The sequence below is a fragment of the Mycobacterium sp. 1081908.1 genome (genome assembly GCF_001673535.1).
Lineage (GTDB): Bacteria > Actinomycetota > Actinomycetes > Mycobacteriales > Mycobacteriaceae > Mycobacterium.
On sequence record NZ_LZLY01000092.1, the window covers coordinates 20,443 to 35,034 of the forward strand.

The 14,592-nt window shown below is 69.6% G+C and carries 15 protein-coding genes; 5 read left to right on the forward strand and 10 right to left on the reverse strand.

Annotated elements, in window-relative coordinates; genetic code table 11:
- Nucleotides 1-126 precede the first annotated feature (126 nt).
- The 6 genes from A5655_RS13345 to A5655_RS13370 form a co-directional block, all read right to left on the reverse strand.
- Nucleotides 127-1,806 (reverse strand): PfaD family polyunsaturated fatty acid/polyketide biosynthesis protein, encoded by a 1,680-nt coding sequence (locus tag A5655_RS13345; RefSeq protein WP_231999157.1) that lies wholly within the window; start codon nucleotides 1,804-1,806, stop codon nucleotides 127-129.
- Nucleotides 1,807-2,029: 223 nt separating this feature from the next.
- Nucleotides 2,030-2,512, reverse strand: coding sequence for a pantetheine-phosphate adenylyltransferase (gene coaD, locus A5655_RS13350; protein ID WP_067010749.1), 483 nt, complete (start codon nucleotides 2,510-2,512; stop codon nucleotides 2,030-2,032).
- Between the two features lie 24 nt (nucleotides 2,513-2,536).
- The gene (gene rsmD / locus A5655_RS13355) at nucleotides 2,537-3,091 is read right to left on the reverse strand and encodes a 16S rRNA (guanine(966)-N(2))-methyltransferase RsmD (RefSeq protein ID WP_067010751.1); all 555 of its coding nucleotides are present in this window, start codon (nucleotides 3,089-3,091) and stop codon (nucleotides 2,537-2,539) included.
- A gap of 4 nt (nucleotides 3,092-3,095) precedes the next feature.
- Nucleotides 3,096-3,698, reverse strand: a complete 603-nt coding sequence (locus tag A5655_RS13360) for a vitamin K epoxide reductase family protein (RefSeq protein ID WP_082978640.1) — start codon at nucleotides 3,696-3,698, stop codon at nucleotides 3,096-3,098.
- Nucleotides 3,699-3,709: 11 nt separating this feature from the next.
- Nucleotides 3,710-4,471 carry a DsbA family protein gene (locus A5655_RS13365; protein WP_067010755.1) on the reverse strand — a complete coding sequence of 254 codons (762 nt, stop codon included), beginning with the start codon at nucleotides 4,469-4,471 and terminating at the stop codon, nucleotides 3,710-3,712.
- A gap of 73 nt (nucleotides 4,472-4,544) precedes the next feature.
- Nucleotides 4,545-5,657, reverse strand: coding sequence for an alpha/beta hydrolase (locus A5655_RS13370; protein ID WP_067010757.1), 1,113 nt, complete (start codon nucleotides 5,655-5,657; stop codon nucleotides 4,545-4,547).
- Between the two features lie 235 nt (nucleotides 5,658-5,892).
- Between A5655_RS13370 and A5655_RS13375 the strand changes: the two genes are divergently transcribed.
- Nucleotides 5,893-6,738, forward strand: coding sequence for an aldo/keto reductase (locus A5655_RS13375; RefSeq protein WP_156764851.1), 846 nt, complete (start codon nucleotides 5,893-5,895; stop codon nucleotides 6,736-6,738).
- A 9-nt stretch (nucleotides 6,739-6,747) separates the two neighbouring features.
- Here the strand turns inward: A5655_RS13375 and A5655_RS13380 are convergent, their stop codons facing one another.
- Genes A5655_RS13380 through A5655_RS13390 form a run of 3 tightly spaced genes read right to left on the reverse strand, consistent with a single transcriptional unit; the run spans nucleotide 6,748 to nucleotide 11,350 of the window.
- Nucleotides 6,748-7,458 carry an HNH endonuclease family protein gene (locus tag A5655_RS13380; protein WP_067010761.1) on the reverse strand — a complete coding sequence of 237 codons (711 nt, stop codon included), beginning with the start codon at nucleotides 7,456-7,458 and terminating at the stop codon, nucleotides 6,748-6,750.
- Nucleotides 7,455-9,677 carry an ATP-dependent DNA helicase RecG gene (gene recG / locus A5655_RS13385; protein WP_067010763.1) on the reverse strand — a complete coding sequence of 741 codons (2,223 nt, stop codon included), beginning with the start codon at nucleotides 9,675-9,677 and terminating at the stop codon, nucleotides 7,455-7,457. Before recG ends, A5655_RS13380 begins: the two co-directional genes overlap by 4 nt.
- Before the next feature lie 2 nt (nucleotides 9,678-9,679).
- Complete coding sequence (locus A5655_RS13390; RefSeq protein ID WP_156764850.1) at nucleotides 9,680-11,350, reverse strand: DAK2 domain-containing protein; 1,671 nt, start codon at nucleotides 11,348-11,350, stop codon at nucleotides 9,680-9,682.
- A gap of 247 nt (nucleotides 11,351-11,597) precedes the next feature.
- Here A5655_RS13390 and rpmB point away from each other — a divergent pair, with 247 nt between their 5' ends.
- The gene (gene rpmB / locus A5655_RS13395) at nucleotides 11,598-11,792 is read left to right on the forward strand and encodes a 50S ribosomal protein L28 (RefSeq protein WP_066930307.1); all 195 of its coding nucleotides are present in this window, start codon (nucleotides 11,598-11,600) and stop codon (nucleotides 11,790-11,792) included.
- Between the two features lie 6 nt (nucleotides 11,793-11,798).
- On the opposite strand, the gene A5655_RS13400 is transcribed toward rpmB, so the two are convergent.
- The gene (locus tag A5655_RS13400; protein ID WP_067010765.1) at nucleotides 11,799-12,782 is read right to left on the reverse strand and encodes a GlxA family transcriptional regulator; all 984 of its coding nucleotides are present in this window, start codon (nucleotides 12,780-12,782) and stop codon (nucleotides 11,799-11,801) included.
- 99 nt (nucleotides 12,783-12,881) lie between these two features.
- Here A5655_RS13400 and A5655_RS13405 point away from each other — a divergent pair, with 99 nt between their 5' ends.
- The 3 genes from A5655_RS13405 to A5655_RS13415 are packed head-to-tail and all read left to right on the forward strand — an operon-like array spanning nucleotide 12,882 to nucleotide 14,580.
- On the forward strand, nucleotides 12,882-13,565 hold the full coding sequence (locus A5655_RS13405) for a DJ-1/PfpI family protein (RefSeq protein WP_067010773.1): 684 nt from the start codon (nucleotides 12,882-12,884) through the stop codon (nucleotides 13,563-13,565).
- A complete protein-coding gene (locus A5655_RS13410; RefSeq protein WP_067010766.1) occupies nucleotides 13,562-14,077 on the forward strand; it encodes a carboxymuconolactone decarboxylase family protein in 516 nt (171 codons plus the stop codon). The genes A5655_RS13405 and A5655_RS13410 overlap by 4 nt, the downstream gene beginning before the upstream one ends.
- A complete protein-coding gene (locus A5655_RS13415; RefSeq protein ID WP_067010768.1) occupies nucleotides 14,074-14,580 on the forward strand; it encodes a carbonic anhydrase in 507 nt (168 codons plus the stop codon). The genes A5655_RS13410 and A5655_RS13415 overlap by 4 nt, the downstream gene beginning before the upstream one ends.
- The last annotated feature ends 12 nt before the right edge of the window (nucleotides 14,581-14,592 follow it).

A 14,592-nucleotide genomic window follows, 5' to 3' on the forward strand; every position in this document is an offset into this window, starting at 1 on the left:
GCGCGCGCTGCCAAGGAGCGGGCGGGCGGCAGAAACTACCAGTAAGTAATATTTGCCACGCGGCCGCCATTTCCGCGAAATCGAATACTCCCGCGCCGGCAATGCGAGCCGAGTCGGGCGCGACGGTCAGATAGTCACCGCGGCGCCGGGCGCTATGGATAATGGCTGCGGAATATAACGGAATGCACTTACGGGAACGGGAACGCCGCAGGTTCGCGCCTGCTGGGCGCGGCTGATTCGGGCGGCGCCTTCGAGCAGATTGAGCGCGACCTGGTCGACGTTGCGGTGCTCGCACTTCTCGAGGTAACTGCCCGCGACCCAGCTGTTGAAGGCGCCCATGGACGGCCCACACCAGATCTGGTAGTCCAGGACGCGCTCGGGATCGCCGTCGATCGCCCATCGGCTTGATTTGCCCAGATACCAGCGGCACACCAGCGCCATTTGATACTTCGGGTCTCGGTCCGCGAGTTCGAGCACCGCGGGCTCCCGCTGTTCCCAGTACCGCCGCGTTTCGGCCCAGACGTCGTCGACGCTCTTGCCGAGGATCTTTTCCAGCTCCGGGCCGTGTTCGCCCGTCACCGCCGCCAGGTCGGGATAGCCGGCGTACCACGCGTAGAGCTTCCTCGCCCGCGGACCGAACATCGAGCCACGCTTGAGCACTTGCAGGTTCACGCCCATCTCGAACATGTCGGACGCGGGGGCCATCATCACGTCGGCCACCGAGGCCTTGGCCAGCATTTCACGCGCGCGTGCCGACAGGCCCGACTCGACGCACGACTGGTTGACCGAGCCGGTGACCACGTACGCGGCCCCCATCGCGAACGCGCCCGCAACGGACTGCGGCGTGCTGATGCCGCCGCCGGCGCCCACCCGCACGCGGCGGTTCAGGCCGTGTTGTTGCGCCACCTCGTCGCGCAGCAGCGCGATTTCGGAGAAAAGCGACGCCAGCGGGCGGTTGTCGGTGTGTCCTCCGCTGTCGGCTTCGACCGTGATGTCTTCCGCCACCGGCACGTGTCGCGCAAGTTCGGCTTCTCGCGCGGTCAGCTTGCCGACCGATTCGAGCGCCGAGACCATCGCCGCCGGCGCGGGTTCCATGAACATGCGGGCGACCTCGGGCCGCGAGATCTTCGCCATCACATGGTTTTTGCGGACGATCGCCCCGGCCGGATCGGTCGACAGCCCGGACAGCGCGTAGTGGACCACCGCAGGGGTCAGCTTCATGAACGCCGACGCCTCGACGACGCGGACGTCTTGCGCGATGTACAGCTCGGCCACCCGCGCCTCGAGCGCGGGCTCGGTGGGTGAGTGGATCAGGTTCGCGCCCCACGCGAGTCCGGTCCTGCCCGCCAGCCTCGCCCGGATGTCGGCAACCCCGCGCTCCACACCGGAGTACGCGAGGCCGCCCGCGCCGAAGAAGCCCAGCATGCCGGCCTGGGCCATCGCCACCACCAGCTCCGGCGTCGCGATGCCGTTGGCCATGGCGCCCGTGACGTACGGGAAACGCGTCCCGTGCGCCTCGCAGAACTCGCGGTCGCCGAGCCACTCCGGGTATATCGGAGGCAACGTCGCCACCAGCGATATCTCTGACGCGCCGACGCCCACCAACTCACCGCCCATGGCGAGCCCCAGTTGCCCGGTGGCCGCCTCACGGACCACGTGAATGGGGTGGCGAACGTATTGAAGGATGCGGGCGATGTCCGGTGGGGCGAACGCGGGCGACGCGGTGGTGGCGCGCCACCCGCCCAAGACCGGGGTGACACCCGCCTCGGTGCGAGGCTCCAATACGACGGCAGGTCGCTCCTCCACTGCCAATTCCCTTCAATATGTGTGCCGAGGCATGGAGTTTCTCACGGACCACCGTTATGGGCGCCAAAACTCCGAGTTTCCGGGTTCCGCCGGCAAATGTCCTGCGGCCACCCGCCGACGAGCGCACCGCCTGGTGGTGCTACGCGTCCTTCGAGCCCGTGCCACTACCGACGCCGAAACAAGTTGGGGCATAAAGAAATTCGTCTGCGCTGCCCGCCGCGCTCTAGGGCCGCTGCGAAAGCTTTTCGCGCAAGCGGCGATTCACCGGTTCGGGCAGGAGCTCGGTCACGTTGCCGCCCAGCATCGCGACCTCCTTGGCCAGCGACGAGGACACGAACGAATAGCGCGGCGTGGTGGCCACGAAAAACGTGTCCACACCGGCGATGTGCTTGTTCATCTGCGCCATCTGCAGCTCGTACTCGAAGTCGGTGCCCGTGCGCAGGCCCTTGACGATCGCGGTCATGCCGCGCGCCCTGACGAAGTCGACCACCAGGCCCTGCCCGGCCTCCACCCGCAGGTTGGGCAGGTGCGTCGTCGACTCCTCGATCATGGCGATGCGCTCGTCGAGGTCGAACATGCCCTTCTTGGCGGGGTTGACCAGGATCGCGACGACCACCTCGTCGAATTGGGCCGAGGCGCGTTCGAACACATCGACGTGGCCCAATGTCACCGGGTCGAAAGATCCGGGGCATACCGCGCCGCTCATAGCGAACGACGCTACACGGCCGGCTCACCCAAATTCGGCCAGCTCCAGGCGGGTGTCGCCGTAAACGCGGTCGGGCCACACGGACCAGCCCGCGGGCCACGTCAGCGCCGCGCCGCCGGCCGCGCGCTCCACCGCGGCAACGGACCCGTCGCGCACCCAGCCGTGCGCGGTCAGCGCGGCCAGCACGGCGTTCACCTCCGCGGCGTCGACGTCGTAGGGCGGGTCGGCCAGGACCAGGTCCACCGGCGACGCGGCCCCGGCCGCCAGGACGGCCGCCACCGCGCCCCGGCGCAGGGTCGCGCCAGTCAGGCCCACGGTCTCGATGTTGCGCGCGATGACCGCCGCGGTGCGCGCGTCGGATTCCACGAAGAGCGCGGACGCCGCCCCGCGCGACAGCGCCTCCAGCCCCAGCGCCCCCGACCCGGCGTACAGGTCGAGCACCGCCAGGCCGGTTAGGTCGCGCCGCGCGGTGACGATGTTGAACAGCGACTCGCGCACCCGGTCGGTGGTCGGCCGGGTTCCCCGCGGTGGGACGGCGATGCGCCGGCCCCCGGCGACGCCGCCGATGATCCGGGTCACGCGTTCACAACAGCGTCGACCAGTAGTCCCAGAACCGCACCATGATCAGCAGAAACACCGCCGTGAACCACAGCGCGGCGATCGACCACCGCCACTGGTAGAGCACCCGCAGCCCACCGGTCTGCAGCGCCGGACGAAACGCGATCGACGCGGCCACCACCAGCAGGGCGATGGTGACCACCCAGACCACCATGCAGTACGGGCACAACGCCCCGATGCGATACAGGCTCTGGAAGATCAGCCAGTGCACGAACGCCGAACCGAGCAGCACCCCTACCGTCAGTCCGCCCCAATACCATTGCGGCAGAGGGACTTTCGCGACAGCCAGGACGCCCGTGACGATCACCACCGTGAAGCCCACCAGCCCGAGCAGCGGGTTGGGGAATCCCAGCACCGACGCCTGCGGCGTCACCATCACCGACCCGCACGACACGATCGGGTTGATGTTGCACGTCGGCACGTACGACGGGTTGAGCAGCAGCTGGATCTTCTCCACCGTCAGCGTCATCGAGGCGGCCAGGCCGATCACCCCGGCGATGAGCACCCACCACGCGCTCGGCGCAGGTACGCGCAACACCGGTGTCTCCTCGGCGGGTTCGGCCGACACCGGCGTAGTCGTCACGCCGCGGGAGCGACGGCGGTATCCAAACCCGGCACGTCGCCGACGATCGACTTGATCTTTGCGACCAGCGCGTCGGGCGTCGACGGCTCGTAATCGTCGCCGTTGATCTTGATGGTGGGGGTGGCGTTGATCTTGGCGGCCGCCGCCTCGCCGCCGACCTTGGACAGGTACTTGCCGCTGTTGATGCAGTCGGGGACCTTGCCGACGACGCCGGCCTCACGGGCGAGCTCGATGAGCCGCGCGTTGTCGGGGAAGCTGGTGCCGCGCTCGTTGGGCTGGATGTCGGTGCTGTACAGCGCGCTGTGGAAGCGGCGGAAGGCGTCGATGGATTCGTCGGCGACGCACATGGCCGCCGCGCCCGCCCGCGACGAGTAATTCTGATTCCGCTGGCTGTCGAGGATCGCCACCATGGAGTAGTCGGCGGCGATGGCGCCGACGTCGATCAGCTTGGAAACGGTCGGCCCGAAGTTGCGCTCGAAATTACCGCAGGCCGGGCACAGGAAATCCTCGTAGAAGGTCACCACGGCCTTCGGCTTGCTGGTCCCCGGCTGGGTGACCAGCTTGCTCGACGTCACCCGCACCGTGTCGCCCTCGCCGGTGGCGCCGCCCTTCTTGTGCTGCGACGTCACGATGTAGAAGACGATGCCGACCAGGAGCAGTACGACGAACGCGGTGCCGCCGATCTGGAAGAGGCGCCCGGATTTCCCGTTGCCGGACTTCAGGTCGTAGCGCGGGGGGCGTTTGGGTTTGTCGGCCACGGGTTCGCTGATCCTTCGGGACGGTGATGAACGCTTGAGGCGCCTCTAGCGTACCGGCGTGCCGCCCGGTGACTCAGGCGCGGCTCAGGTGGGCGCGCAACGCCGAAATCAGTTCGCTGGTCGCGACGGCGCTGTCGCCGCCCAGCTGGAACAGGTTCACGAAGCCGTGGGTCAGCGAGCCCATGTACCGCAGGTCCACGGCGGTCCCGGCGGCCTGCAGCGCCGCGGCGTAGGCCTCGCCCTCGTCGCGCAGCGGGTCGAAGCCGCCGACCGCGATCAGCGCGGGCGCCAGGCCCGACAGCGATTCGGCGAGTAGGGGCGACAGCCGCGGATCCGCCGGATCGACCCCCGAACCCCGCAGGTACTGCGCCTGGAACCAGTCCATGTCGCGCCTGGTCAGCAGGAAGCCGCGGGCGAACAGGCTCATCGACCGGGTTTGCGCCGTGAAGTCGGTGCGCGGGTAGATCAGCCACTGCAGCACCGGGGCGGGGCCACCCTCGTCCCGCGCCAGCTGGGCGACGACGGCGGCCAGGTTGCCCCCGGCGCTGTCGCCGCCGACCGCGACCCGCCCGGGGGTCGCGCCGAGTTCGGCGGCGTGCTCGTGCGCCCACCGGAAGGCGGCGTAGGCGTCCTCGACCGCGGCGGGCGCCGGGTGCTCGGGAGCCAGCCGGTAATCGATCGACAGCACGTGGATGCCGGCGTCCCGGCACGTCAGCCGGCACAGCGGGTCGTAGGTGTCCAGGTCGCCGATCACCCATCCCCCGCCGTGATAGAAGACCAGCAGCGGCGCCTCAGCGCCGTCGGCCGGGCGGTAGTGGCGGCCGCGGATCTCGCCGGCCGGTCCGGGCAGCGCGATCTCGTCCACCTCGACGTGAACCTGAGGTCCGGGCAGGGCCGCGGTCGTCTCGCGCAGCTGGGCCCGGGATGCGGCCGCGTCGTCGTCGACGACCAGGCCGTCGATGCCGACGGCGTGCAACCCGGACAGCATCAGCTGCAGCGTCGGGTCCAGCGTGTTGCCGTCGATGATGACCGAGCGGCCGCCGAACAGCGCCCGCTTGGCGGGGGTCGGAATCCAGGGAATGACCTTGACACCGATGGTGGATACGGCGCCCTGCACGCGGCTCGTCCATCGCATCGATGCGCGTTTGGCTCCGAGGTCGAGGTCCACCGCGAGACTCTTGGCCATGACTTTCTCCTGCTCCCCTAGTCACGCCGAACGACGGTTGTCGAATACCGGTCTATACCCGGCGTGCCGTGCGACCAACTCTACGGGCGGCGCGCAGACGCCGGGGGCAGGGGATGCCCGCGCGGGCGTTGGTCACCTGGCTTTTGCAGCTGGGTAATATCGTGATCCCCAAGTTCGGTGAACCCATGCGGATCCGGATCCACGAACCATCAATTTCACAGGTAGGTGAATGACGTTGACTCGCGAGTCGGGCGCCGCCATACCGTCAATCGCTCTCAATGACGAAAACACCATCCCGGTGCTCGGCCTCGGGGTCGCCGAATTGTCGGAGGAGGACACCGAGCGGGCGGTGTCGGCCGCGCTGGAAATCGGCTGCCGGCTCATCGACACCGCCGCCGCCTACGGCAACGAAGCCGCCGTGGGCCGCGCGATCGCGGCGTCCGGGATTCCGCGCGCGGAGCTGTTCGTCACCACCAAGCTGGCCACCGCGGACCAGGGTTTTTCCAAGGCCCCGCAGGCCTGCAGCGCCAGCCTGGAGCGCCTCGGCCTGGATTACGTCGACCTCTACCTCATTCATTGGCCCGCGCCCGCGCAGGGCCAGTACGTTGACGCCTTCGGCGGCATGATCCAGTCCCGCGGGGAAGGCCACGCCCGCTCGATCGGGGTCTCCAACTTCACCGAGGACCAGCTCTCCACGGTGATCGACCTGACGTTCGTCACACCGGCGGTCAACCAGATCGAGTTGCACCCGCTGCTCAACCAGGACTCGTTGCGCAAGGCCAACGCGCAGCACAACGTCGTCACCCAGTCCTACACGCCGCTCGCGCTGGGCAAGCTGATCGACAACCCGACGGTGTCCGCGGTGGCCGCCGAATACGGCAAGACGCCGGCCCAGGTGCTGCTCCGATGGAACGTGCAACTGGGCAATTCGGTCATTTTCCGATCGAGCAACCCCGAGCGCATCGCCAGCAATTTGGACGTCTTCGATTTCGAATTGGCCGGCGAGCACATGGACACGATCAACGGGCTCAACGACGGCACCCGGCTGCGGCCCGACCCGGACACCTACGACGGCGCGTAGCCGGCCGCGCTACCCCGCCGGGCAGGTGGCCGCGGCCTGGCGCAGCACCCCGGCCGACGGCTGGTCGACTGGCAACTGGTAACCGCGCAGCACGGCGATGAACTGCATCGCGTACTGGCACGCGAACGCGGTGTTCGGCGGCATCCACTGGGCCGGCGGCGAATCGCCCTTGTCCTGATTGGCCCGCCCCTCGACCGCCAGCAGGTTGGCCGGATCGTTGGCGAAACGCAACCGCTCGGACGGCGGCCAGGCGAAGGCCCCCATGTCCCAGGCGTAGGCCAGCGGGACGATGTGGTCGATCTGCACCGCTTCGCCGACCTTGGCGCCGCGCTGAAACATCACGGTGGCGTTGGTGTACGGATCGTGCAGGGTTCCCGTGGCCACCGCGTTCGGACACCGCTTGATCGACACGTAGGTCTTGTCGACGAGGTCGCGGTCGAGGACGTCGTCGCGGGTGTCGCACCCGTTGTGCCCGAGCGGGGCGTCGTTGTCGTCGTCCCAGGCGTCGCCGAACGCCGGGCGGCGGTAGTCGTAGCGGTGGACCCGCTCCGGCAGCACCCCGACGCCCGCGAGCACATCGGCGCCGGGTTGCACCGTGGGCACGTCGGCGCGGGCGGCGACTTCGGCGTGCTTGGACGACACCGACCCCAGCGTCTGGTAGGCGACCAGCACCGCCAGCACCGCGGCCGCCGACAACCACAACAGCAGCTTCCGGTTCACGCCTTGTCCAGGTATTCGATCCGGTCGGTGTCGGTGAAACGCGCTGCCAGCACGCGCAATTCGGGGTTGGCGGGATCGCGTTCGTAGGTCCGCACGCAGTAGTCGCGGGCGGCCTCGATGTAGGTGCCGTGATCGGCCAGCGACAGCAGGCGCAACGTGACGGCCCTGCCGGATTGGTTGCGGCCCAGCACGTCTCCCTCGCGCCGCTCCTTGAGGTCCAGGTCGGCGAGGGCGAACCCGTCCAACGTCTCGGCCACGGCGCGCAGCCGCCGACCGCCCTGGGATTCCGGGGGCACCCAGCTGGCCAGCAGGCACAGGCTCGGATGCTCGCCCCGGCCGATGCGTCCGCGCAGCTGATGCAGCTGGCTGATGCCGAACCGGTCGGCGTCCATCACCAACATGATCGTCGCGTTGGGGACATCGACTCCGACCTCGATGACCGTGGTGCACACCAGGACATCGACTTCACCCGTGCGGAAGGCGGCCATCGCGGCGTCCTTCTCGTCGGCGGACAACCGCCCATGCATCAGGGCCAGCCGCAGGTCCGCCAGCTCCCTGGAACGCAATCGGTCGAACATTCCGACCGCGGTCGACGAAGGCCGGCGGCCCTGCTCTTTTTCCTTTTCCGTGTCGTCGGTCTCGTCGATTCGCGGTGCCACCACGTAAGCCTGACGGCCTGCGGAGACCTCCTCGATGATGCGGTGCCAGGCACGCTCGAGCCACGCGGGCTTGTCGTCGACGAAGATGACGTTGGTGCTGATCGGCCGGCGTCCCCGCGGAAGTTCGCGCAGCGTCGAGGTCTCCAGGTCGCCGTACACCGTGAGCGCGACGGTCCGCGGTATCGGCGTCGCGGTCATCACCAGCAGGTGCGGCGTGATGCCCGCGGGAGCCTTGGCGCGCAATTGATCTCGCTGCTCGACGCCGAACCGGTGCTGTTCGTCGACCACCACCATGCCCAGGTTGTGGAAGTTCACCGCGTCCTGCAGCAGCGCGTGGGTGCCGATGACGATGCCGGCGTGACCGCCGGCGACCTCGTCGCGGACCTGCTTCTTCTGCGCGGCCGTCATCGAGCCGGTGAGCAGCGCCACCCGGGTCGCGTTGTCGGCCCCGCCCAGCTGGCCCGCCATCGCCAGCTCGCCGAGGACGTCGCGGATCGACCGGAGATGTTGTGCGGCAAGGACTTCCGTTGGCGCCAAAAGGGCGCACTGGTAGCCGGCGTCGACCATCTGCAGCATCGCCAGCACGGAGACGATCGTCTTGCCGGAGCCGACCTCGCCCTGCAGCAGGCGGTTCATCGGGCGAGTCGCCGCCAGCCCGTCGGACAGCACGTCGAGCACCTCGCGCTGCCCCGCCGTCAGCTCGAAGGGCAACCGCCGCAACAACTCCGCGGCCAGGCCGTCGTCCCGTCGCGGCGCGGGCGGTCCGGATTGCGACAGCTCGCCGTGCCGGCGGGCGACCAGCGCCCACTGCAGGCCGACGGCCTCGTCGAACGTCAATCGCTCACGCGCCCTTTGGCGTTCGCGTTCGTCCTCCGAGAGATGGATCGCCCGCAGCGCCTCGTCCTCGGCGATCAAACCGAGTTCGGCGCGCAGGTCCGCGGGCAGCGGATCGGGCACCGGGTCCAGCACGTCGAGCACCTGCCGCACGCAGCCGTAGATGTCCCAGCTCTGCATTTTCGTGCTGGCCGGATAGATCGGGAAGAAGCGGCCCTCGTACGCCGACGTCACCTCTTCGCTGCTGACGGCGTGCGAGGCGACGGCGATCTTTTTCAGCGACCGCGTGCCGTAACTGCTTCCGCCCGGCGACTCGATGATGAGAAACGCCGGATGGGTCAGCTGCATGGCGCCCCTGAAGTACCCGATTTCGCCCGACAGCATCACCTTCGCGTCTTTGACAAGATCCTTCTTCAGATAGTTCGCGTTGAAGAACGTGGCGGTCACTTTGCCGCGGCCGGTCCCGACGGTGATGCGATGGCACAACCGCTTGGGTGTCTTCCTCATCGGAAACGTCTCGGTGGCGGTGATCGTGTCCACGATTGTGATGTGCTGACCCTCTTCCGGCCGCTCGTCGCCGGCACCCCACCGGGCCGCGCCCTCGGTGTAGCTGCGCGGGTAGTGGCGCAGCAGGTCGTCGACGGTCCGGATGCCGAATTCCTGATCCAACAGCTCGGCGGCCTTGGCGCCCACGGTGAAGGTCAGCCGGTCAGACAGTGACGCCACGGCTACTCGACCCCGATCAGCAGGACGTCGCCGCGGTGGCCGGTGCGGTAGGTCATCAGCTCGGTCCCCGGGTGGTTGTCGTGCACGTGGTCCTGCAGGGTGTCGCCCACCGCGGTGGCGGCCCGATCGTCGATGCCGTCGCCGATGAGCACGGTCACCAGGTCGCCACCGGAGGCGAGCAGCAGGTCGAGCAGGCCGATCGCCGCCCCGGCCACGTCGCCGGCCACGATGAGCACCTCGTCGCCCGCGATGCCCAGGCCGTCGCCCGGCTGGCAGCGACCGGCCCAGGTCAACGCGCTCTCGGTGGCGACGCGCACCGACCCGTGCCGGGCCGCGCCGGCGGCGCGGGCCATGGTGAAGCCGTCGTCGACCGCCTGCCGGTCCGCCTCGTGCACGGCCAGTGCGGCCAGCCCCTGCACCATCGACCCCGTCGGGATCGGCACCACGTCGATCCCCCACCCGATGGCCGCCGTGCAGCCGGCCACCAATTCCTCGGCGGCCACATAACCGTTGGGCAGCACCATCACCTGGGCGGCGCCGGTCTCGACCACGGCCCGCACCAGCTGGTGGGCGCTGATGTCGCCGATGTCCGGATCGGGCCGCAGCACGCAGGCGCCCTCGCTGGAGAACAGCTCGGCGGCGCCGTCGCCGTCCACGACGGCCAGCACCGCGCGTTCGCGCGTCCAGCCGCCGGCGGGCATCCCGGTGGCACCGGAGGTCAGCGCCGAGATGACGATGCGGCTGAGACGCCCGGCCGCCAGTCCCGCCTCGACGGCGGCGCCGGCGTCGTCGGTGTGCACGTGCACGGAGTAGCTGTCGGGCGCGGTGGATTCCTGCGCGGCCGCCGCGGCGATGGCCACGGATTCGCCGAGGCCCTCGAGCCGTTTGCGCAGCTCGTCGGCGTCGGCGGAACCGCAGCCGTCAAGCCGGTACATCACCTCGAACTGCGGCGCCGGGTGCTCGGCGGCCGCTTCGGGCCACTGCGCGCGCGGCGACGGCGCGTACACCACGCGGCGGGGCGCCTGGCCGGTGACGGCGGCGCGCAGCGCGTCCAGCAGGACGAGCAGGCCGCGCCCGCCGGCATCCACCGCCCCGGCGTGGGCCAGGACGTCGAGCTGCTCGGGGGTCTTCTCCAGCGCGATCACCGCGGCATCGCCGGCGGCTGTGATGGCGGCCGGGAGGCCCTCGTCGGCGCATTCCTCGACGGCGCCGGCCGCGGCGCGCAACACCGAGACGATGGTCCCCGGGACTTCGGCGCCGCCCATCGACGCGATGACCAGCTCCACGCCGCGCCGCAACGCGGCACCGAGGACGGCCGCGTCCATGTGGGGCAGCTCGCCGCCGGAGTCGGCCGCCGCGGTCGCGGTGACATCGGCGATGCCGCGCAGGATCTGCGACAATATCACCCCAGAATTGCCGCGGGCGCCGTTGAGCGCACCGGCCGACAGGGCGGCCGCCACCCGCGCCACGCACCGGTCGCCGCCGGCGCCGGCGTTGGCCTCCGCCAGCGCGGAACGCATGGTGAACAGCATGTTGGCGCCGGTGTCGGAATCGGCGACCGGGAAGACGTTGAGCCGGTTGATCTCGTCGATGTGGGTGATCAGGTCGCTGACGGCGGTGTGGGCCCAGTCGCGCAGGGTCGGGGCGTCCAGGAGCGCCTCTGACGTGCCCAAGCGACCCACCTCCCTCGGAGCCTCCCAGCGGCCGGCCACGGCGGCGCGCCCGCTGCCTGAGTGCGCCGACCCATCGAGCCTAGCCAGAGCGGGCGACAATGCCCGGGCCACGCCGCCGGATGGGTGTTGATCGTTTTGGTGGTTGCCCATGTCAGTCGGTATCCTGGGCTGGCCCGAGTCATTCCGGGCTGTCCCGGCCCTTGCCAGACCGCCGAGCCGGACCCCGAACCTTTGAGGAGCTTGAACAATGGCCGCTGTGTGCGATATCTGCGGGAAAGGCCCCGGCTTCGGCAAGTCGGTGTCGCACTCCCACCGCCGCACCAGCCGTCGGTGGGACCCCAACGTCCAGACCGTGCACGTCGTGACCCGTCCGGGTGGCAACAAGAAGCGGCTGAACGTCTGCACGTCCTGCATCAAGGCCGGCAAGGTCGTCCGCGGCTAAAGGGCATCAACCGGTGGCGAACGCGCGCCGGTAGTCCGACGGCGTCAAGCCCACCGCGCGCGAGAACAGTCGCCGGAATGTACCGGTGTCCCGATAGCTCACCGCCCGCGCGATCTGCTCGACGCTGAGGTCTGTCGCTTCCAGGAGTTGCTTCGCCCGGGACACGCGCGCCGCCTGGAGGAAGTCCAGCGGTGTCTGGCCGGTCTCGGCCCGGAATCGCCGAAGCATGGTGCGGGTGCTCACATGGTGTGCGTCCGCGAGCTCGGCCAGGTTGTACTCGCGATCCAGGTTGGCCAACAGGTCGCGCCGAACATTGGTCGAGAACCCTTGCCGCACACGCTCGTCGAGGGCCTCGTCGATGTAGGGCGACTGCAGCGCGCGGCCCGGTGCGGTCAGCGTGATCTTCGATGTGGTGCGGGCCACCGCGGTGCCCGCGCGCACGCGGACGAGGTGCAGCGCCAGGTCGAGTGACGCGCTGAACGCGCCCGTCGTCGTGATCGGCCCGTCCTCGATCAACAGCGCATGGCGGTCCACGACCGCGTCGGGGTGACGCCTGCCCAACTCGTCCGCGAAGAGCCACGCGGTGGTCGCGCGCCGTCCCTCGAGCATGCCGGCCGCGCCCAGGAGGAAGGCGCCGACGCAGATGCTGGCGGCGGGGATGCCCCGCGCCGCGACCCGGCGAAGCAGCGCGATCTCGTCCCCCCATGCCTCGAGCCGATCGCCGAGGTCCTGGGCCGGGCTCAGATCGAATCCCGGGACCACCAGCAGGTCGAGGCTGTAACGCATGCGCAGAGCCCGCATTTCGATTCCGCCGCTGGCGGACACGGCGCCGGGGCGAGCGGCATGGAAGGTCGGGATGAACGGGGCCGGCTGACCGTTGAACTCCGCCACCCGGTTGGCGAGGGTGAGCACGTCGAGCACCGCGAACGCCTCGGATGCGAAGCAACCGTTGTAGACGAGAACGCCCACCCGGCTGGCCGCATCCGCCATGTGGCGACAATAGCCGCTTTAGTGGCATTTCCGCCACTCGTGTCGTCCGCCTCCGCCCGCCAGCATGAAGTTCAGGTGTTGACGAGCGAGGAGGAAGACATGCGACTGACGGTCGTGTTGTTCGACGGGTTCACGGCGCTGGACGTCGTCGGCGGTTACGAAGTGCTTGCCAACGTCCCGGGCGTGGACGTGGAATTCGCCGCGGCGGTCCCCGGCGTGGTCGCGGCCGACACCCGCCGCCTGGGGTTGATCGCCTACCGCGGCATCGACGAAATCGCCTCGGCCGACATCCTTTACGTGCCGGGCGGACCGGGCGTCGGCGCCGCACTCGCCGAACCGGGCCTCCTCGACTGGATAGCGCGGATACACGCCACGACCACGTGGACCGTCGGAATCTGCAACGGGGTCGCGCTTTTGGCGGCCGCCGGGATCCTCGGCGGCGTCCGAGTGACCACCAACTGGGGCTGGCGGGATCGCGTGGCGTCCTACGGCGTCGAGGTCGTCCCCGAGCGGTTCCACCGCGACGGGCGGATCGTCACCGGCGCCGGGGTGTCGGCGAGCATCGATGCGGGACTCTTCCTCGCGGGGCTGATCGCCGGTGAGGAGATGGCGCGTCTGGTGCAACTGGGCATCGAGTATTTTCCCGCGCCGCCGTCGTTCGCCCGTGGGGCCGTCACCGACGTGACCGACGGCGAGAAGCAGCTCCTGCTGGCGTTCGAGCGCGGTCCCGCGATGGAGCGCCTGGCGACCGCCGAGCTGCCCTGGGCGCCGGTGACGGCATGACCCGCGTCGAACCCGTCCGTGCCGACACCCCGCTGGCCGCCTTCGACACCGCGCGAGGGCGGTACGGCTGGCTGCCGAACACCATCCGGGTCATGGCGCGGGGAACCAACGCGGCCGACCTCTACCTCGCGGCGGGCGAGTTCAACGCTCGGGGCACCGTTTTGCCGCTGGCCCGAGAGCGCATCGCGATCCACGTCGCCGAGACGAATGGATGCGAGTACTGCCGGACGGCGCATACCCTTGCCGCGCGGGCCGTCGCCCGAACGGCCGACGCCGACCATCGCGACGTCGAAGCGCAGGTCGAGTTCGCGGCGCGCATGCTCCACACTCGCGGCCAGTTGAGCGACGCGGACCTCGACGACGCGCGCACCGCGGGGATCGACGCCCAAACCATGATCGACGTCGCGGCGGTGATCGCCGAAAACATGCTCGGGAACCTGATCAATAACCTCGCCCGAACCGAACTCGACCCGATGCTGCGGCAGCGCGCGACGAGGGAAGAAATCGCATGAGCGTCAATACGCTCATCGAGCGCAACGCGCGGCGCGCAAAGACCCTGTCCATCGCCAGCCGCTCGCTCACGCCGGCACTGCGAACCGTCGTCCTCGCGTGCGCCGACCACCGCGTCGACCCCGCACACGTTCTCGGCCTGCAGCCCGGCGACGCGATCGTGTTGCGCAACCCCGGCGGCCGCGTCACCGCCGACGTGCTGCGAAGCCTCCTGGTCCTGTCCACCGTCGCCACCGTCGAGGGCATCGATGCCGCGTTCGAGATCCTCGTCATGCACCACACCGACTGCGGGCTGGCTCGGCTCGACGCCCCGGAGCACGCCGCGCTGGTCGCCGACTACCTGGGCACCAACGAGGACGACGTGGCGAAGCTGACCGTCGCCGATCCCTGGCACGCGGTGAACTTCGACGTCCGTCTCCTGCGCGAGTTCGCGCGGGCGCCGGAAACGACGGTCACCGGCCTGGTCTACGACCTCGAATCCGGCACCGTGCGACGCTCGGAGTGAACGCGGGCGGGG